We start from the raw sequence: 18,379 nt of genomic DNA on the forward strand, positions 1-18,379 counted from the left end.
CCATGGGGCTGCGGCATGCCTGTCGCGTCTCGCCTGGTTTTCGTCATTGGCTGGACGCCGGTTTGTTGAAAGCGCCCCTGGCAGGCAAACTGCTGCAAAAATCGGCCGTGGCCCGCTACGCCCGCACGCTTTCCACTACCTTTGCCGCCGGTGTTCCGCTGGTACAGGCGTTGGGTTCCGTGGCCGGGGCCGTCGGTTCAGGTCCGTTCAAACAGGCAATCGAGCATATGCGACATGATGTATCTACCGGCATGCAGTTGAATCAATCGATGGCCGCCAGCGGTTTGTTTCCGGGCATGGCGATCCAGATGACGGCCATTGGCGAAGAGTCCGGCACGCTGGACTTCATGCTGGAAAAAGTCGCCAAGCACTACGAGGCCGCTGTGGACGACCAGGTCGATCACCTCACGAGCCTGATGGAGCCGCTGATCATGGTCGTGCTGGGGGGGATTGTCGGAGCGCTGGTGCTCGCCATGTACCTGCCGGTGTTCCAGCTGGGGAGCGCATTTTGAGCCCGCTGTTCACAGAGTTTCCCTGGGCCTTTGTAGCGATGGCCCTGGTGCTGGGGTTGATCGTCGGCAGTTTTCTCAACGTGCTGGTGTCGCGCCTGCCGACCATGCTCGAACGGGAATGGCGCGCACAGGCCCATGACATACTCGGTTTGCCTGCCGACCCCGCCGGGCCGCCCTACAACCTGATGCACCCCAACTCCCACTGCCCGCACTGCGAGCACCCGATCCGTGCCTGGGAGAATATCCCCCTGCTGAGTTACGTGATGCTCAAGGGCCGCTGCGCGCACTGCGAGGGCGCGATCAGCCTTCGCTATCCGTTTACCGAGCTAGCGTGCGCGCTGATCAGCGCCGTGGTGGCCTGGCATTTCGGCGTGGGCTGGCAAGCGGCGGCGGTGATGCTGTTGAGCTGGGGGTTGCTGGCGATGAGCCTGATCGATGTCGACCACCAGTTGCTGCCGGATGTGCTGGTGCTGCCGTTGCTGTGGCTGGGGCTGATCGTCAATGCCTTCGAGCTGTTCGTGCCGCTGCCCGACGCGTTGTGGGGCGCGGTGATCGGCTACGTGAGCCTGTGGTCGGTGTTCTGGCTGTTCAAACTGGTCACCGGCAAGGAAGGCATGGGCCATGGTGACTTCAAGTTGTTGGCGCTGCTCGGCGCCTGGGGCGGCTGGCAGATCCTACCGATGACCCTCTTGATGTCGTCCCTGGTCGGGGTGTTTGTCGGGTTGATCCTGATGCGCCTGCGCAAGGCCCAAGCCTCGACACCGATGCCGTTTGGTCCGTATCTGGCAATTGCCGGCTGGATTGCATTGCTCTGGGGTGGTCAAATAACCGACTTCTATTTGCAGTCTGTCGGTTTCAGATGACCACTTCTGTTGCAACATCCTGGATTCTCGGCCTCACCGGCGGCATCGGCAGCGGCAAGAGCGCGGCGGCCCAGCACTTTATCGACCTGGGCGTTGACCTGGTGGACGCCGACCACGCCGCGCGCTGGGTGGTTGAACCTGGCCGCCCGGCACTGGCGCGCATTGTCGAGCATTTCGGCGCTGGCGTACTGCAGCCTGACGGCCAGCTGGACCGAGCGGCCCTGCGCAAGCTGATCTTTGAAGTGCCCGAGGAGCGCCGCTGGCTGGAAGGCCTGCTGCACCCGTTGATTGGCGAGGAGATTCGCAGCCACCTGGCCCGTGCCCGGTCGCCGTACGCGATATTGGTGTCACCCTTGCTGATCGAATCCGGGCAGTACAGCATGACCCAGCGCATCCTGGTGATCGACGTGCCGCAATCGCTGCAGATTCAGCGTACCCTGCAGCGCGACGGCATCAGCGAGCAACAGGTGCAGGCAATTCTCAAGGCTCAGTCCAGCCGCGAAGACCGTCTGAACCATGCCGATGACGTGCTGGTCAATGACCAGGACCTCGCCTGGCTGCACAGCGAGGTCGAGCGACTGCACCACTTTTACCTTACTTTGCGTGGAGGCCGATCATGAGCCAACCCTTGACCGTCGACTGCCCAACCTGCGGTGCACCCGTGGAATGGAAAGCGACCAACCTCAACCGGCCGTTCTGCTCGGACCGCTGCAAACTTATCGATCTGGGCGCATGGGCCGCTGAGGAACACAAAATCCCGGTAGCGCCGGACGCCGAAGACGAGCTGTTCTCCGAAGACCTGCCGCCGCGCCATTAAGGCCGCATAAAGGCGTACTCCTGCTGGTCGTCGAGGTTCTCTGCAAGGTATTGCAGCTCGTCGGCCAGGTCTTCGAAACTGCGCACGCCCTTGCTCTGCTGCACCACCGCACTGAGCATCGCGCGCAGGGTCAAGCCCGGATCAAAGCCGATTTCCTGCGCGGCGTCCTGGCTTCTGCGCAACTCCTGCCGTGCCCATTCATACACACTCATGATCCGTGCTCCTGAAAAATTCTGCAGAGCATGAGCCTGCCGAGTCGCGCAGGATTTGACCTGGATCAACGCTGCGAATCGTCATCCTTCCACGGTGCCGAGAGATAGCGAGTGCGGTTGAACGTCTCCAGCCATTCCGGGCAAAACACCACCAGCGCACTGATGACCATGCCGTTGATAAAGGCCTCGGGGAAGATGATCAGCCAGAGGTAGCCGACAAAATCCTCCAGCCATTCCGGCATGGCAAAACGGCCGTCGAACCATAACAGCCCCAACCCCAGTAACAGGCAGAGCAGCGCCGAGAGCGCGGCAGCAAAAAAGCCGGAACAGAAGATGTACACGAATGGATTACGCGGTTGCGTGCGCTCGACCAGCAACGCGCAGCCTTCGGTAACCAGCACCGGCAGCCCGATCAGCAGCAGGCCGTTCACGCCAAGGGCTGGCAGGTCCTGACGCCCCAGCGCCATCAGGCCCAGCTGCGCGGCAAACCCACCGACGATTGCCAGCGGCCAGTCCAGCAGCAGGGTCACGGCGGTCATGCCGATAAAATGGTAGGAAACCCCCGTATCGAAATCCCGCCTGACCAACCACAGCATGAACAGCGCGAACACCGTGCCGAACAACAGATGCTGACGCCGTCGGTCGGCAAACAACTCGACCCACGGCGAGCGCAGAACTGCCCACACAAGCACCGGCACATACAGCAGCCAGCCAATGCCGAGGGTGGCCGGCGCCAGCACGGCGGCACTGATCACGGTTTCACCTGCTCCAGCGCTTGGCGAAGCTCAGTGGCCGTGCTGTATTCGCGTTGCGCAACCAATGTACCGTTATTCAGTTGCAGCCACAGCACTTTGTCGACAGCCGCCGGATAGCGCGGGGCGATGCGGGCATCCCGGTCCAGCATGACCCGGTAGTTGTAGGCCTGCATGGCCGGTACCGCGAACAGTTTGGCGATCAGCCTCGGCATGCGCTGGATATCGGCGACAAACACCGCGTGCCGCGCTTCGAGGTAGCCTTTTGGCTGGCCTTGCAGCGCCGCATCCACCTGTTTGGCGGCGTCCATGCTGCGCGCAACCAAGAGAACCTGCGCTTGATCATTCAAGGTGTAGGCCTGGTCGAACTGATCCAGCAGCGTCCAGGGCGCCACGCGCTCCCCCACCTCAATGGCCTGGGCGCACGCAGGCAGCAGGATCAGCAACAGCGCCAGAGAAAACTTCACGGCAAACTCCTCATCGTTTTGGCCTAACACTCGAGCGGCCAGTCTACACCGGCGTTTTAACGCAAGACTTCCTGCAGTCATCATTTGGACGCTAAGCTGCAAATATGGATGACTCAGACTACTTGCGCCTGCTCACCGTAGCGGCCGAACAAGCCAACGCGTTCCTGTCCAATGCCCGCAAATGGGAGCGTGAGCGTTGGGTCTGCCAGCGCCTGCTGCAAGGCCTGAACGTGCCTTATCGCGCCGAAGAGTTCCACGCCGCCGGGCAAGAGCCGCCGGATGTGCTGTTTCGTGACGCCAGTTTCGAGGTGTTTTTCGTGCTGGACGAGGGGCGACGCCTGAACGATGAATGGCGCGATGAATTGCTGCGTCGCCGCAGTGCATTCTCCCTGAGCCAACTGGTACGGCGCGAAGCCAAGCCGCGGCGCATTCCGGCCCATGAGTTCCTGCTGCGCCTGGCGCCGACCCTGCGCAAAAAGGCGCACAACTACAAAGAGCGCGGGATGGACCTGGGTGAGCTGGATATCGTCGCCTTTACCAGCCTCAAGCGCGAAGTGCTGGACCTCAACAGCCACTTCCCACCCCCTACCGAATACCTGCGCCAGGGCTGGCGCTCGCTGTCGCTGGTGGGGCCGACTTTTGCGCGGGTGTTGTTCGCGCACCCGGATGCGCCGGATTTCTTGCGCAACAACCTGGGGCGCAGCATAGTATTCGACGTGGGCATCAGCCTCTGAGCCCCCGGACTGTAACGTGGCGCCCTTTTGCAACGTCTACCTGACGAGGCCTTATATGACCAGCCGCCTGAACCCCGACGACCAACAGCATGTCGAAGAGTACCTGCAACTCTCCCAAAACCGAGTCGAGCGCAAGCCTTTCCGGCCGTGGCTGCTCCTTGGTGTGGTGCTGGTGGTGGTGATCGGGCTCGGCCTGCTGAGCCGCCTTTTGAGTTACCTGACGCTATGAGCTGCCTGGCGCTCGCGGGGGTAACTGCTCCGATTTCTTTTAGCCTTGCGAGATATCCCCATGACCCATCGTATTATTATCGTCGGCGGCGGCGCCGGCGGCCTGGAGTTGGCTACCCGCCTGGGTAAGACTCTGGGCAAGCGCGGCACCGCCAGCATCACGCTGGTGGACGCCAACCTGACCCATATCTGGAAGCCGCTGCTACACGAAGTGGCGGCCGGCTCGCTGAACTCTTCGGAAGACGAACTCAATTACGTCGCCCAGGCCAAATGGAACCACTTCGAGTTCCAGCTGGGGCGCATGAGCGGGCTCGACCGCGAGCAGAAAAAAATTCAGCTGGCCGCCACCCTCGACGAAGAAGGCCGTGAACTGGTGCCTGCACGCGTGCTGGGCTATGACAGCCTGGTCATCGCGGTGGGCAGCACCACCAACGATTTCGGCACCGAGGGCGCAGCGCAGCACTGCCTGTTCCTCGACACCCGCAAACAGGCCGAGCGCTTCCACCAACAATTGCTCAACCACTACCTGCGCGCTCACGCCGGGCAGACCGACACCATTGAGCAGATCAGCGTCGCCATCGTCGGCGCCGGCGCCACCGGCGTTGAACTGGCCGCCGAGCTGCACAACGCGGCCCATGAGCTGGCAGCGTACGGCCTGGACCGCATCAAGCCGGAAAACATGCACATCACCCTGATCGAAGCCGGCCCACGGGTGTTGCCTGCCCTGCCCGAGCGTATCGGCAGCCCTGTGCATAAAACCCTGGAGAAACTCGGGGTGACCGTACTGACCAACTCTGCCGTCAGCGAAGTCACCGCCGACGCCCTGATCACCAGCAGCGGCCAGGTGATTCCCGCCAGCCTCAAGGTGTGGGCCGCCGGTATTCGCGCCCCGGGTTTCCTCAAGGACATCGACGGCCTGGAAACCAACCGCATCAACCAGCTGCAAGTGTTGCCGACGCTGCAGACCACACGCGACGAAAACATCTTCGCCTTCGGTGACTGCGCAGCCTGCCCGCAACCCGGCACCGACCGCAATGTGCCGCCACGTGCCCAAGCCGCTCACCAGCAGGCTTCGTTGCTGGCCAAGTCGCTCAAGCTGCGAATCGAAGGCAAGGACCTGCCGTCCTACAAGTACACCGACTATGGCTCGCTGATTTCGCTGTCGCGATTCTCGGCGGTGGGTAACTTGATGGGCAACCTCACCGGCAGCGTGATGCTGGAAGGCTGGCTGGCGCGGATGTTCTACGTGTCGCTGTACCGCATGCACCAGATGGCGCTGTATGGCTTCTTCCGCACGGCGATGCTGATGCTGGGCAGCAAGATCGGGCGCGGGACTGAGCCACGCCTGAAACTGCACTAACAACATCAAACAATGTGGGAGGGGGCTTGCTCCCGATAGCGGTGGGTCAGTTAAGCAATTACTGACTGACACCCTGCTATCGGGGGCAAGCCCCCTCCCACATTTGTCCTGCGGGGACTTTGAGTTTTCAGCAGGCAAAAAAAATCCCCGTATCTTTCGATACGAGGATTTTTAATATGGTCGGGGTAAGGGGATTCGAACTCCTGACATCCTGCTCCCAAAGCAGGCGCGCTACCGGACTGCGCTATACCCCGGTAAAAAAAAGGCGACCTTTCAGTCGCCTTCTTCGATCAGTGCTTTTGGCCTCTGATCTTAAGATTCGATTCCAGCGTTAACTGGTCTCAAAAATGGTGGGTCGTGTGGGATTCGAACCTACGACCAATTGGTTAAAAGCCAACTGCTCTACCAACTGAGCTAACGACCCAAATATGGTCGGGGTAAGGGGATTCGAACTCCTGACATCCTGCTCCCAAAGCAGGCGCGCTACCGGACTGCGCTATACCCCGGTTTGAAATTGGCTCCGTGACCAGGACTCGAACCTGGGACCCAATGATTAACAGTCATTTGCTCTACCGACTGAGCTATCACGGAACTACATATTTCAAAGTACAACTTTTACTGCGTATTGCCTTCTCATCGACTTGTCCGTATCGCTACGTTCATGTGTCTGAGGCGCGCTATTCTACAATCTTAAAAACCCCTGTCAACCCTTTAAATTGCTTTTAAGACAATGATTTGCGCTTGTTTCTGATTTCTTCTTGGGGAGAAGAAACCCGTGGGCTGACGTTGCTGCGGGGCGCACTTTACAAGCCTTTGCCTTACAGTTCAACGCCCTATCGAAAAAAAAGGCCCCGCAATGCAGGGCCTTCTCTTATTGCCGTAGCGCCAGGGCTCAGTGGAAGACGATTTCGTCGTTTTCCACGGTCGCCGTCACGCTGGTGCCAGGCATGAAGCTGCCCGACAGGATCAACTGCGCCAGCGGGTTCTCGATCCAGCGCTGGATCGCACGTTTCAAAGGCCGTGCGCCATACACCGGGTCGTAACCGACCGCGATCAGTTTATCCAACGCCTCGCGGCTCAGCTCCAGCGACAACTCACGCTCGGCCAGGCGACCACGCAGGCGGCCCAACTGGATCTCGGTAATCCCCGCAATCTGATCCCGCGCCAAAGGCTCGAAGATCACCACTTCATCGACCCGGTTGATAAATTCCGGGCGGAAGTGCGAGGTCAGCGCGTCCATCACAGCGGCGCGCTGCGCCTCACGATCACCCACCAGTTCCTGGATCTGCGCCGAGCCCAGGTTGGAGGTCATCACGATCACCGTGTTGCGAAAATCCACGGTACGCCCGTGGCTGTCCGTCAGGCGGCCATCTTCCAGCACTTGCAGCAGGATGTTGAACACATCCGGGTGGGCCTTCTCGACTTCATCCAGCAGGATCACCGAGTAAGGCTTACGCCGCACGGCTTCGGTCAGGTAACCGCCCTCCTCGTAGCCCACGTAGCCTGGCGGGGCACCGATCAGGCGCGCCACCGAGTGTTTCTCCATGAACTCGGACATATCGATCCGCACCATCGCCTCTTCAGTATCAAAGAGAAACTCGGCCAACGCCTTGCACAGCTCGGTCTTACCCACGCCAGTCGGGCCGAGGAACATGAACGAGCCGCTTGGGCGATTCGGGTCGGACAACCCGGCGCGCGAACGCCGTACCGCGTTGGACACCGCCACCACGGCCTCTTCCTGACCGATCACGCGCTGGTGCAACAGGCTTTCCATTTTCAGCAGCTTGTCGCGCTCGCCTTCGAGCATTTTCGACACCGGAATGCCGGTCCACTTGGAAACCACTTCGGCGATTTCTTCTTCGGTCACCTTGCTGCGCAGCAACTGGTTTTCAGCCTTGCCATGCTGGTCGACCATCTGCAGGCTGCGCTCCAGGTCAGGGATCACCCCATACTGCAGCTCGGCCATGCGGTTCAGGTCGCCTTTACGGCGTGCGGCTTCCAGCTCCTGACGCGATTGCTCGATTTTTTGCTGGATCTGCGCCGAGCCCTGTACTTCGGCTTTTTCCGAGGTCCAGATTTCTTCGAGGTCCGAATACTCGCGCTCCAGACGCACGATTTCTTCCTGGAGTTTTTCCAGGCGTTTCTTCGCCGCGTCATCCTCTTCTTTCTTCAGCGCCTGGGATTCGACTTTCAGTTGAATCAGGCGCCGGTCCAGACGATCCAGCACTTCCGGCTTGGAATCGATCTCCATGCGGATACGGCTGGCGGCCTCGTCGATCAGGTCGATGGCCTTGTCCGGCAATTGACGGTCGGTGATATAGCGGTGGCTCAGTTTGGCCGCCGCAATGATCGCGCCGTCAGTGATCGCCACCTTGTGGTGGACCTCATAACGCTCTTTCAGGCCACGCAGGATCGCGATGGTGTCCTCTTCGCTCGGCTCTTCCACCAGCACTTTCTGGAACCGCCGCTCAAGGGCCGCGTCCTTCTCGATGTACTGGCGATACTCATTGAGCGTCGTGGCACCCACACAGTGCAGCTCACCCCGCGCCAACGCAGGCTTGAGCATGTTGCCGGCGTCCATGGAACCCTCGCCCTTACCGGCGCCGACCATGGTGTGCAGTTCGTCGATAAACAGAATGATCTGCCCTTCCTGCTTCGACAGCTCGTTGAGCAGGGATTTCAGGCGTTCTTCAAACTCGCCTCGGAACTTGGCACCGGCGATCAGCGACCCCATGTCCAACGACAACAAGCGCTTGCCTTTAAGGCCGTCCGGCACCTCACCGTTGATGATGCGTTGGGCCAGGCCCTCGGCAATCGCGGTTTTACCCACACCAGGTTCACCGATCAGCACCGGGTTGTTCTTGGTACGACGTTGCAGGACCTGGATGGTGCGACGGATTTCATCGTCACGGCCGATCACCGGGTCCAGCTTGCCTTCCTCGGCGCGCTTGGTCAGGTCGACGGTGTATTTGTCCAGAGCCTGGCGCGACTCCTCATGGTTGGGGTCGTTGACGGCATCGCCGCCCCGCAGGTTGTTGATGGCATTTTCCAGGGCTTTCTTGCTCACACCCTGGCCCAGCAACAACTTGCCGAGTTTGCTGTTCTCGTCCATAGCGGCGAGCAGCACCAGTTCGCTGGAGATGAACTGGTCACCTTTCTGCTGGGCCAGGCGGTCCGCCTGATTAAGCAGGCGCGCCAGGTCCTGTGACATATTCACGTCGCCGGTAGGATTTTGGATTTTTGGCAGTTGGTCGAGCTCTTTGCTCAACTCCTTGCGCAGGCTGCTGACATCAAAGCCGACCTGCATCAACAAGGGCTTGATAGAACCACCTTGTTGTTCCAGGAGCGCCTGCATCAAGTGCGCAGGCTCAATGGCCGGGTGGTCGAGGCCCACCGCCAGGGATTGGGAGTCCGATAAAGCCAACTGTAATTTGCTGGTTAAACGATCAATACGCATTAGTCACCTTCCTTTTGAGCAGGCCGGAGCTATAAACACACATCCTGAATGAAGAAACCTGCCAGATACCCCTATAGATGCGGTCGATTCTGGGAGATTCAAGCTACAGAGCGTTGACGCAGATCAGAAGAGTCTAGCGTTCGAGCCAGATCAGGGAGGCAAACCGACCAGTGCGAGCGCTGCGGCGGTAAGAAAAGAAACGCGGGTCGGTTACGGTGCACAAACCGCCCCCGTAAACAGCAGTGACGCCGCGCGCAGCAAGGCGCAGGCGAGCCAGCTTATAAATGTCAGCCATGAACTTGCCCGGATTGTGGCTGGGCACAAAAGCCTGGGCGGTGATCGGCAAGTGCTGCATGAAGGCTTCACGCACTTCCGGGCCCACTTCAAAGGCTTGCGGGCCAATGGCGGGGCCGAGCCAGACCAACACTTCATCCGGCTCGGCCTCGAGGCTTTCAACAGCCGCCTCCAGCACACCCGCCGCCAGGCCACGCCAACCGGCGTGGGCCGCGGCCACGCGAGTACCGGCGCGGTTGCAGAACAATGCGGGCAGGCAGTCGGCGGTCATTGAGGTGCAGGCGATACCCGGGGTGCCGGTCCAGCTGCCATCCGCTTCGACCGTGCGCGACGGATCGGCCTCGACCACGGCCACCCCGTGAATCTGGCGTAACCAGGCCGGCTGAATATCAAAGGCATCGGTAAGACGACGGCGATTTTCAAGAACAGCCTCCAGGCTGTCCTCGACATGATCGCCCAGGTTGAGGCTGTCGAACGGCGCCAGACTGACGCCGCCCGCACGGGTGGTGACGCAGGCTTTGACCTGAGTTGGCGCAGGCCAGTCAGGAATCAGCCAGTCACTCATCCGATAAACGCCTCGCGATCCTGCTTGAGGAGCGACAACAACCAGACCAGATCGTCCGGCAGAGGCGATTCCCAGCTCATCCGCTTACCGCTCGTCGGATGATCCAGCTCCAGGAAGCGTGCGTGCAGTGCCTGGCGCGGGAAGGATTTCAACGATTCAACCATGGTCTGACTGGCCGCAGGTGGAATGCGGAAGCGACCGCCGTAGGCCGGATCTCCGACCAACGGGAAGTTGATGTGGGCCATGTGCACCCGAATCTGGTGGGTACGACCGGTTTCCAGCTTGACCCGCACGTGGGTGTGGGAGCGGAAACGCTCCAACACGCGGTAGTGGCTGACGGCCTGCTTGCCGCCCTCCATCACCGCCATGCGCTGGCGCTGCTGGCCGTGACGGCCAATCGGTGCGTTGATCTTGCCACCGGCCACCACCACGCCGATCACGATGCACTCGTAGATCCGGCTGACGCTGCGGCTCTGCAATTGCGTAACCAACTGCGTCTGCGCCTGAATGGTCTTGGCCACCACCATCAAACCGGTGGTGTCCTTGTCCAGGCGGTGCACGATGCCGCAGCGCGGCACATTGATGATGTCCGGCACGTGGTGCAGCAGGGCATTGAGCAAGGTGCCATCAGCGTGCCCGGCGGCCGGGTGAACCACCAGGCCTGCGGGTTTGTTGATGACCAGGATGTCGTCGTCTTCATAGACGATATCCAGCTCGATGTCCTGGGCGACCCATTCTCCCTGGGCTTCCTGCTCGGCGGTCAGCTCAAGAATCGCACCGCCATGGACTATGTCTCGCGGGCGGATAACCGCTCCATCCACAGTCAGGCGGCCGTCTTTGATCCAGGCGGAAAGGCGCGAGCGCGAGTGCTCAGCGAATAATTGTGCGGCGACTTGATCGAGGCGTTGGCCGCCCAATTCGGACGGCACCTCTGCGCGAAGTTCAATTTTATCGGACATGCTCAGACTAGGCGTGGCACAGCCTTTGGTTTCGGCTGCGCGCTTGTGGTTAAATACGGCGTCTTTTGCCCCGAGGCTTTCAACGGGGCGCTCATCATAACAGGACGGCCCCGCCCAAGACAGCGGCCGTCATAGGGACGCAAGCCGCCATGCAAGTGAAACACCTGCTGCTGATCGCCATCCTCGCCATGACTGCTGCTTGCTCGTCAACAAAGGAAGTCGTCGACGAAAACCTGAGCGAAGTCGAGTTGTACCAACTGGCTCAGAAAGACTTGGACAACAATAGCTACACCAGCGCCACAGCGAAGCTGAAGGCACTGGAGTCGCGCTATCCGTTCGGGCGCTACGCCGACCAGGCCCAGCTCGAGCTGATCTACGCCAACTACAAGAACGCCGAGCCGGAAGCTGCCAAGTCCGCCGCCGAGCGTTTCATCCGCCTGCATCCGCAGCACCCGAACGTCGACTACGCCTACTACATGAAGGGCCTGACCTCGTTCGACCAGGACGTCGGCCTGCTGGCGCGCTTCCTGCCGCTGGACATGACCAAGCGTGATCCGGGCGCTGCCCGCGACTCCTACAACGAGTTCGCCCAGCTGACCAGCCGCTACCCCAACAGCCGCTACGCGCCGGACGCCAAGCAGCGCATGATCTACCTGCGCAACCTGCTGGCGTCCTACGAGATCCACGTGGCTCACTACTACCTGACCCGTCAGGCCTACGTAGCAGCCGCCAACCGTGGCCGTTACGTCGTAGAGAACTTCCAGGAAACCCCTTCGGTGGGTGACGGCCTGGCCGTGATGACCGAGGCTTACCAGCGTCTGCACCTGGACGAGCTGGCCAACACCAGCCTGGAAACCCTGAAGCTCAACTACCCGGACCACCCAAGCCTGCAGGACGGCCAGTTCGTGCCTCAGGTCGCCGAGGCAGACAACCGTTCATGGCTGAGCAAATACACCCTGGGCCTGATCGAATCCCGTCCACCGCTGCCGCCGGGCGAAACCCGCGCCAACCAGGACGTAATCAAGCAGTACCAGGACGCCAAGGAAGCCATTCCTTCGGAACTCAAGCCGCACGATGAGAACGGCGATGTGATCGAAGAGGAAGAACCGCAGGCCCTGGGCAACAACCAGGACCGCTCGTGGTTCAGCTACATGACCTTCGGCGTGTTCGACTGATCAGTCGACGCAACGCAAAAAGGGAGCCCCTCGGGGCTCCCTTTTTTATGGGCAAGCATTATTGCTCTGTGCGCCTGCCACGTCCTTGGCTAAACTGGCGCATTCCTTGTCGAGAAACTACCTACCATGGTTCGTCTACTGTTCTGGATTGCCGTCATTGCTGCCGCAGTATGGTTCTGGCGCAAATTCAAAAGCCCGGCCGCCAAACAGCAGCGTGGCAGCGAGCCAGGCACGGCCCTGATGGTGCGCTGCGCCCACTGCGGCGTGCACCTGCCGCAGGATCGCGCACTCAGCTCACGTCAGGAGTGGTATTGCACTCAGGCGCATCTGGAGCAAGGCCCCAAGTCTATTCAGCGTTGAGCCGACCGGCGGGGGCATAGGGCGCCGGGTCAATGATCGGCGTGCGCCCCAGCAACAAGTCGACAAACAGCTGGCACGAGGCCGGTGCCAGCACCAGGCCGTTGCGGTAATGCCCACAGTTGAGCCACAACCCCTTGAAACGGGGCACCTGGCCAATATAGGGAATCCCTTCTGGTGAGCCTGGGCGCAGTCCGGCCCAATGCCCCACTACTTCTGCGTCCGCCAATGCGGGAATCAGCTCTACCGCAGATGCCTTGAGGCTTTCCAGCGCGGTTTCGGTGGGGGTCTTGTCGAAGCCTTCATGCTCCAGGGTACTGCCGATCAGGATGTGCCCGTCACGCCGGGGAATCGCATAACGCCCCTTGGCCAGAACCATGCTCGACAGGAAGTCTGAAGCGCACTTGTACAGAATCATCTGCCCTTTGACCGGCTCCACCGGCAACGCCAGGCCCAGCGTGGCAAGCAACTCACCACTCCACGCCCCAGCGGCCAGCACCACCTGATCGCCGAAAACCGGGCCATCCGCCGTGTTCACCCCCACCACGCTGCCACCGTCCCGAATAAAACCGGCGACCTCGCACTGCTCATAAATCGTCACACCCGGCAGCGCCAACAACGCCGCCTTGAGGGATTTGACCAGGCGCGGGTTACGCACATTGGCCACATCGGCCATATAGATCGCCTGGGAGTACCCGCTGCCCAGCACAGGGACTGCATCGTGGGCAGCCGACACATCGACTTTGCTCAAGGGCCGGCCTTCACGGGCGGCCCAGGCCAGGGCCTCGGCCTCATCGTCCAGATCGAGCCAGTACAGCCCGGTGGTGTGAACCTCAGGATCGACCCCAGTGGCCGCAAACAAGCGTGCAGCCAGTTGCGGGTAAAAATCCTGGGACCAATGCGCCAGAGCGGTGACCGCCGGGCTGTAGCGCCAAGGATACAGCGGGGAAACAATGCCACCGCCCGCCCAGGACGACTCCTGGCCTAGCCCTGCACGCTCCAACAGCACTACCGCCTGGCCCTGGGTGGCCAGGTTGTATGCCGTCAACAAACCGATGACACCGCCACCGACAATCACCACTTGCTGTTGCTTAGCCATCATTTGATCCAGCCGAAAAATAGGAACAAGCGCGCCTGGCGCCCAGTCGTCCAGCACTTGCATCTGCATCATTGCCCCCAGCACGCCGTACGCGACATGTGCGGTGCAGCGCCAGGGTTGGCCCGTGCACCGGTGCTGTTCAGGCTGAACTCACCGCACGGGTCGCCAGCCATCACCGAGTCGGCGACAGGCGTGGCCACCAGGCTGAAATCCTGAGGGTTCAATGCAGCGCTGATTCTATAGCGATCGTTGCCCTGACTGACGCCGCTTGCATCAATAAAAGTACCGTTCCTCGTATAAAAACGCTCCAGGTGCTGAGCCTGCTCAATCAATAACCCGACAAGTTCGACGCGATACGCTTTCTTAACGTGGTGGGTGTACCCGGGGTACGCGATCCCGGCCAGAAACGCGATGATCGTCACCGCGATCAGTAACTCGATCAGGGTAAAACCCTGGCTGTCCATGCCCATCTTGTTGCTCCTTATTGAAGTTGCCGCCATGCCACTCGCCGAAACCGCGAGCCGCCCTCCTCCTCCACTCGCGCATACACGCTCTCCAGCACCGTGCGCGCCTGCCCGCTCAGCCCCACGGCCGTCACCCGATACAACGTGGCGGGAGTCAGCGCGGGCAAACGCGCCACCCCAACACCTGGGCCCAGGGATTGAACGCCGTATAAACCGCCTTTCACCGCAACCCAGGTGATACCCGAGAGGTAGCTGCCTCCGGCGTGCACCACTGAAAGCGCCTCATTCGGCGGCGCACAACTGACGATCGAGCGGCACACCGGCCACGTCGCCGACTCTCGCTGCACCGTTGCCTCACCGAACCTCAGGCCACTTTCGGCACGTTGCAGCGATTGGTTGCCATGCCAGAAGCTGCCGGCGATTTTTTGCTGCGTCACCGCCCCTTGCATCGACGACAAACCGACCAACGACAACAGCAGCAGAAACACCAGGCTGACCAGCAAGACCATGCCCGTCTGCCGTACAAACCCACCTTGACCGAGCCTCATGGCGCTAACCCAACCGGTTTCGCAGCGCCGCCACGACGCTGTAGGTTTGATCCTTTACCCGGCCCGCCGGGTCATGCAGCGTCAACACGATGCGCACACTGCGTATCAACGACGCATCCGCCTGGCTTGCGTCGTAGCGCTCCACGCGCGTCGAGTCGAACTTGGCGGCCATGCCGAAACTCACGTCGAACCGCTGCACGTTGTCCACCAACACCGTTTTGGCCGGCGCTGCCAGCGTGCTCACCTTCAGCTGGCCCGCCTCAAAGCTGTAGGTGAGCTGGCGCAGCGCAAAACGGCTCTGCCCGGGCGCCGGCGCCGGTGAGTTCGCGGTGTAAGCCTGGGCGGTACCTGTGCAGTCGGACAGCACTGTCCAGTCAGGCTTGCCGCCTTCGCCCGCCACATCGGCAGTGACCAGTGTCAGCGACGCTGAGCCGCCACCGGCCACCCAGGCAATGGGGCGATCGAAGGCTGGCGGGGCATTCTCGATAAACGCCGGCGCCAAACAGCCGAACATGCCGGCCTGGCGTATGTCCTGAATCAGCTTGCCCAGGGCAAACCGCGCGTCATCCTGCAGTTGCATCGCCGCCTGCTGGCTGGCATGAGTCGCCCGCGCGCTGACCGCCACCTGGCTGACGCCAAGCACCAGTACCAGCCCGACCGACAGCGCCAGCAGCACTTCCAGCAAGCTGAAACCACGAATCGGGTAGCTCATCGCGCCGTCCCCGCTTCGATGCCGATGCGGCTGGTGAGCGTGAAGGTTTCGCGGGCTCCCGGAATGCCGGTGCGCAGGCGGTCATCCCAACTGATGCTGACCGTCACTTCGCCAGCACTGACAACCACCGAGCCGTCGCCGCTCTCCCCGGCAAACCCGCGAATATTGGCCTCGAAATCATGCAGGTCCAGGTCGCGCGCACTGGCGCTTGCAGCACTGGCCGATGCACGCGCGCCGCGGCGCCATGCGTAGTCGGCAGCGGAATTGGCGCGAATCCGGTCGAGCATGTCGTAGGCAATGAAACTCGCCTGGCTGGTCATCCTCGAGCTGTCGGTGAGCTTGAGTGCATTGAGTTGGATCAGCGCCGCGCCCAGCAGGCCGATGGCGAGAATCAGCACCGCCACCAGCACTTCAATCAGCGTCATGCCGGTTTGGTCCTGGTGCGATGCGTGGGAAATACAGGTGTTCGAGCAGGCAAGCATTACCGTCGTCATCCGTGTCGAAGGCCAAAAGAAGCAGGTAAACCCTGCTGTGCGGCCCAAGACTAGCGTCGGTTTTCAGACCGCGCTGCTGCGGGAACAAAGGGAAATACTTTGGACATAAAGGCCATCATCCGCAGTCGCCGGTGGGCGCTATACCTAGGGCAGCACCCAAACACTACCCACGTCCACGGAGGGACGGCCCATGCGCCAACACGGCTTCACACTGATCGAACTGCTATTGGCGCTACTGCTGAGCGGCGTCCTCGCGCACTTGGCAACGCCCAATTTCAAGAGCCTGCTGGAATCCCAGCAACGCCAGGGCGCCGCACACGCCCTGGCGAGCGGACTGCGTTATGCACGCACGGAGGCCATCGCCCGTAACCGCCCGGTGGTCATTCACGCCTGGGACGATGACTGGAGCCAGGGCTGGCGAGTGATACTGGATGTGAGCGGACGCGGTCATCTGGACGACGACAACCCCGTACTGCTGGAACGCCAGGACAGCGGCCGAGTGCCGATTGTGGGCAACGGGCCGGTCAAGAACCAGGTGCGCTTCAGCGGGGTGGGCGAACCGGTATTTTCAGGCGGGGGGTTTCGGGCCGGCACCGTGCATGTGTGCGCCGCGGACCAGGCGCAGAGCCTGCATCAGATCGTGCTGGCGCCAAGTGGGCGCATCAGCCTGCGCAGCGACAGGGCCGAGCAGGCGCTGTGCCGGAGCTACTCCGGCACCCTGGGCATCAGAGCAGCGAACGAACCCGCAGCTCCTTGGGCATCGAGAAGGTGATGTTCTCTTCACGCCCGGCCAACTCATCGGCGCCGGTCGCGCCCCAGGCGTGCAGTTGCTGGATAACACCGCGCACCAGCACTTCCGGGGCCGAAGCACCGGCGGTGATGCCAATACGCTCAACGCCGTCGAACCAGCTGCGCTGCATGTCTTCGGCACCGTCGATCAGGTACGCGGGGGTTGCCATGCGCTCGGCCAACTCGCGCAAGCGATTGGAGTTGGAGCTGTTGGGGCTGCCCACTACCAACACGACATCGCACTCGTTGGCCAGTTGCTTAACTGCGTCCTGACGGTTCTGGGTGGCGTAGCAGATGTCGTCCTTACGTGGGCCGCCAATGGCCGGGAAGCGGCTACGCAGCGCGTCGATAACGCGGCTGGTGTCGTCCATCGACAGCGTGGTCTGGGTCACGAACGCCAGGCGCTCAGGGTTTTGCACCTGCAGGTTGGCGACGTCGTTCTCGTCTTCCACCAGGTAGATGGCGCCGCCATTGCTGGCGTCGTACTGGCCCATGGTGCCTTCGACTTCCGGGTGGCCGGCATGGCCGATCAGGATGCATTCACGGCCATCACGGCTGTAGCGCGCGACTTCGATGTGCACCTTGGTGACCAGCGGGCAGGTGGCATCGAACACTTTCAGGCCACGGCCCGCCGCTTCGGTACGCACCGCCTGGGAAACACCGTGAGCGCTGAAGATGACGATCACGTCGTCCGGCACCTGGTCCAACTCTTCGACAAAGATGGCGCCACGGGCGCGCAGGTCTTCGACCACGAACTTGTTGTGGACGACTTCATGGCGCACATAGATAGGCGGGCCGAAGACTTCCAGGGCGCGGTTGACGATTTCGATCGCCCGGTCCACGCCGGCGCAGAAGCCACGGGGGTTGGCGAGTTTGATTTGCATGCTGTGCCTCGTGTGTTGCAGCGGCTATGGGTCAGGATCGACGCGACTCAAGTGACAATGAAGATCAACGGTGGGAGGGAGCTTGCCCCCGATGGCGGTGGATCAGTTAAACATGTATTCACTGACCCACTGCTATCGGGGGCAAGCCCCCTCCCACACTATCCCGCCCCACACATTAATTGTGTTTCGCCAGTCAGAGCGCTTTAACGTCGATGATTTCAACGTCGAACGTCAAGGTTTTACCGGCCAATGGGTGGTTGAAATCGATGGTCACTTGCGCGTCATCGAAAGTTTTGACCACACCGGGCAGCTCGGTATTCGCCGCATCGTTGAAGATCACCAGCAGGCCTTCCGACAGGTCCATGTCCTGGAACTGCGAACGCGGGATGATCTGCACGTTTTGCGGGTTGGGCTGGCCAAAGGCGTTTTCCGGCAGGATCTGCAGGGTGCGCTTGTCGCCGGCCTTGAAACCGAACAGGGCCGCTTCAAAACCCGGCAGCAGGTTGCGGTCGCCGACCTTGAAGGTCGCCGGGGCTTTGTCGAACGTGCTGTCGACCGTGTCGCCATTCTCCAGGCGCAGTGCGAAATGCAAAGTGACTTCCGTGTTCTGGCCGATGCGTTGCTCAGCCAATACCTG

The 18,379-nt window shown here is 61.2% G+C and carries 23 protein-coding genes and 4 tRNA genes; 10 read left to right on the forward strand and 17 right to left on the reverse strand.

All coding sequences use genetic code 11. The features are described 5' to 3' along the window. From GIW02_RS06170 to yacG, 4 genes are all read left to right on the forward strand, one after another. On the forward strand, positions 1-512 hold a 512-nt coding region (locus GIW02_RS06170), incomplete at its 5' end, for a type II secretion system F family protein (RefSeq protein ID WP_236421799.1). Next, positions 509-1,375, forward strand: a complete 867-nt coding sequence (locus tag GIW02_RS06175; RefSeq protein ID WP_456361649.1) for a prepilin peptidase — start codon at positions 509-511, stop codon at positions 1,373-1,375. The genes GIW02_RS06170 and GIW02_RS06175, both read left to right, overlap by 4 nt. Next, complete coding sequence (gene coaE / locus GIW02_RS06180; protein ID WP_236410823.1) at positions 1,372-1,995, forward strand: dephospho-CoA kinase; 624 nt, start codon at positions 1,372-1,374, stop codon at positions 1,993-1,995. Before GIW02_RS06175 ends, coaE begins: the two co-directional genes overlap by 4 nt. Beyond that, positions 1,992-2,192 carry a DNA gyrase inhibitor YacG gene (yacG, locus tag GIW02_RS06185; RefSeq protein ID WP_003188437.1) on the forward strand — a complete coding sequence of 67 codons (201 nt, stop codon included), beginning with the start codon at positions 1,992-1,994 and terminating at the stop codon, positions 2,190-2,192. Before coaE ends, yacG begins: the two co-directional genes overlap by 4 nt. On the opposite strand, the gene GIW02_RS06190 is transcribed toward yacG, so the two are convergent. The 3 genes from GIW02_RS06190 to GIW02_RS06200 all read right to left on the reverse strand — a co-directional run bounded on the left by GIW02_RS06190 (position 2,189) and on the right by GIW02_RS06200 (position 3,623). Beyond that, a complete protein-coding gene (locus tag GIW02_RS06190) occupies positions 2,189-2,404 on the reverse strand; it encodes a hypothetical protein (protein WP_003171680.1) in 216 nt (71 codons plus the stop codon). The genes yacG and GIW02_RS06190 overlap by 4 nt on opposite strands. Positions 2,405-2,469: 65 nt before the next feature. Further along, positions 2,470-3,159, reverse strand: a complete 690-nt coding sequence (locus GIW02_RS06195; protein WP_236410822.1) for an energy-coupling factor ABC transporter permease — start codon at positions 3,157-3,159, stop codon at positions 2,470-2,472. Next, on the reverse strand, positions 3,156-3,623 hold the full coding sequence (locus GIW02_RS06200) for an FAD/FMN-containing dehydrogenase (RefSeq protein WP_236410821.1): 468 nt from the start codon (positions 3,621-3,623) through the stop codon (positions 3,156-3,158). The genes GIW02_RS06195 and GIW02_RS06200 overlap by 4 nt, the downstream gene beginning before the upstream one ends. 104 nt (positions 3,624-3,727) lie before the next feature. On the opposite strand from GIW02_RS06200, the gene GIW02_RS06205 reads away from it, so the two are divergent. The 3 genes from GIW02_RS06205 to GIW02_RS06215 are packed head-to-tail and all read left to right on the forward strand — an operon-like array spanning position 3,728 to position 5,945. Then, positions 3,728-4,357, forward strand: coding sequence for a DUF1780 domain-containing protein (locus GIW02_RS06205; protein ID WP_010213242.1), 630 nt, complete (start codon positions 3,728-3,730; stop codon positions 4,355-4,357). 55 nt (positions 4,358-4,412) lie between these two features. Next, positions 4,413-4,586 carry a DUF3094 family protein gene (locus GIW02_RS06210; protein ID WP_016976295.1) on the forward strand — a complete coding sequence of 58 codons (174 nt, stop codon included), beginning with the start codon at positions 4,413-4,415 and terminating at the stop codon, positions 4,584-4,586. 60 nt (positions 4,587-4,646) lie between these two features. Further along, the gene (locus GIW02_RS06215; RefSeq protein ID WP_236410820.1) at positions 4,647-5,945 is read left to right on the forward strand and encodes an NAD(P)/FAD-dependent oxidoreductase; all 1,299 of its coding nucleotides are present in this window, start codon (positions 4,647-4,649) and stop codon (positions 5,943-5,945) included. A 177-nt stretch (positions 5,946-6,122) separates the two neighbouring features. On the opposite strand, the gene GIW02_RS06220 is transcribed toward GIW02_RS06215, so the two are convergent. The 7 genes from GIW02_RS06220 to rluD form a co-directional block, all read right to left on the reverse strand. Then, positions 6,123-6,199 (reverse strand) — tRNA-Pro (locus GIW02_RS06220). A 94-nt stretch (positions 6,200-6,293) separates the two neighbouring features. Further along, a tRNA-Lys gene (locus GIW02_RS06225) sits at positions 6,294-6,369 on the reverse strand. Between the two features lie 5 nt (positions 6,370-6,374). After that, a tRNA-Pro gene (locus GIW02_RS06230) sits at positions 6,375-6,451 on the reverse strand. Between the two features lie 9 nt (positions 6,452-6,460). Next, positions 6,461-6,536 (reverse strand) — tRNA-Asn (locus GIW02_RS06235). Positions 6,537-6,837: 301 nt separating this feature from the next. Next, on the reverse strand, positions 6,838-9,402 hold the full coding sequence (clpB, locus tag GIW02_RS06240) for an ATP-dependent chaperone ClpB (protein WP_236410819.1): 2,565 nt from the start codon (positions 9,400-9,402) through the stop codon (positions 6,838-6,840). 133 nt (positions 9,403-9,535) lie between these two features. Next, on the reverse strand, positions 9,536-10,261 hold the full coding sequence (gene pgeF / locus GIW02_RS06245) for a peptidoglycan editing factor PgeF (RefSeq protein ID WP_236421800.1): 726 nt from the start codon (positions 10,259-10,261) through the stop codon (positions 9,536-9,538). After that, the gene (rluD, locus tag GIW02_RS06250; protein WP_005784662.1) at positions 10,258-11,220 is read right to left on the reverse strand and encodes a 23S rRNA pseudouridine(1911/1915/1917) synthase RluD; all 963 of its coding nucleotides are present in this window, start codon (positions 11,218-11,220) and stop codon (positions 10,258-10,260) included. The genes pgeF and rluD overlap by 4 nt, the downstream gene beginning before the upstream one ends. Positions 11,221-11,369: 149 nt before the next feature. Between rluD and GIW02_RS06255 the strand changes: the two genes are divergently transcribed. Next, positions 11,370-12,395 (forward strand): outer membrane protein assembly factor BamD, encoded by a 1,026-nt coding sequence (locus GIW02_RS06255; RefSeq protein ID WP_236410817.1) that lies wholly within the window; start codon positions 11,370-11,372, stop codon positions 12,393-12,395. Between the two features lie 126 nt (positions 12,396-12,521). After that, positions 12,522-12,755, forward strand: a complete 234-nt coding sequence (locus GIW02_RS06260; protein WP_236410816.1) for a PP0621 family protein — start codon at positions 12,522-12,524, stop codon at positions 12,753-12,755. Here the strand turns inward: GIW02_RS06260 and thiO are convergent. The 5 genes from thiO to pilV all read right to left on the reverse strand — a co-directional run bounded on the left by thiO (position 12,742) and on the right by pilV (position 16,057). Further along, on the reverse strand, positions 12,742-13,851 hold the full coding sequence (gene thiO / locus GIW02_RS06265) for a glycine oxidase ThiO (RefSeq protein ID WP_236410815.1): 1,110 nt from the start codon (positions 13,849-13,851) through the stop codon (positions 12,742-12,744). The genes GIW02_RS06260 and thiO overlap by 14 nt on opposite strands. Before the next feature lie 68 nt (positions 13,852-13,919). After that, a complete protein-coding gene (locus GIW02_RS06270; RefSeq protein ID WP_236410814.1) occupies positions 13,920-14,321 on the reverse strand; it encodes a type IV pilin protein in 402 nt (133 codons plus the stop codon). Between the two features lie 11 nt (positions 14,322-14,332). Beyond that, a complete protein-coding gene (locus tag GIW02_RS06275) occupies positions 14,333-14,863 on the reverse strand; it encodes a PilX N-terminal domain-containing pilus assembly protein (protein ID WP_236410813.1) in 531 nt (176 codons plus the stop codon). Positions 14,864-14,867: 4 nt separating this feature from the next. Next, complete coding sequence (locus tag GIW02_RS06280) at positions 14,868-15,575, reverse strand: prepilin-type N-terminal cleavage/methylation domain-containing protein (RefSeq protein ID WP_236410812.1); 708 nt, start codon at positions 15,573-15,575, stop codon at positions 14,868-14,870. Then, the gene (gene pilV / locus GIW02_RS06285; protein ID WP_268935483.1) at positions 15,572-16,057 is read right to left on the reverse strand and encodes a type IV pilus modification protein PilV; all 486 of its coding nucleotides are present in this window, start codon (positions 16,055-16,057) and stop codon (positions 15,572-15,574) included. Before pilV ends, GIW02_RS06280 begins: the two co-directional genes overlap by 4 nt. A 202-nt stretch (positions 16,058-16,259) precedes the next feature. On the opposite strand from pilV, the gene GIW02_RS06290 reads away from it, so the two are divergent. Next, on the forward strand, positions 16,260-16,841 hold the full coding sequence (locus GIW02_RS06290) for a GspH/FimT family protein (protein ID WP_236410810.1): 582 nt from the start codon (positions 16,260-16,262) through the stop codon (positions 16,839-16,841). Here GIW02_RS06290 and ispH read toward each other — a convergent pair. Together ispH and fkpB are read right to left on the reverse strand one after the other, a co-directional pair. Next, positions 16,795-17,742 carry a 4-hydroxy-3-methylbut-2-enyl diphosphate reductase gene (gene ispH / locus GIW02_RS06295; protein WP_236410809.1) on the reverse strand — a complete coding sequence of 316 codons (948 nt, stop codon included), beginning with the start codon at positions 17,740-17,742 and terminating at the stop codon, positions 16,795-16,797. The genes GIW02_RS06290 and ispH overlap by 47 nt on opposite strands. Before the next feature lie 193 nt (positions 17,743-17,935). Then, entirely contained in the window at positions 17,936-18,373 is a 438-nt protein-coding gene (gene fkpB, locus GIW02_RS06300) for an FKBP-type peptidyl-prolyl cis-trans isomerase (protein ID WP_236410846.1), read from the reverse strand. Between the last annotated feature and the right edge of the window lie 6 nt (positions 18,374-18,379).

The organism is Pseudomonas syringae (assembly GCF_021606685.1).
GTDB classification, from domain to species: Bacteria; Pseudomonadota; Gammaproteobacteria; order Pseudomonadales; family Pseudomonadaceae; genus Aquipseudomonas; species Aquipseudomonas syringae_R.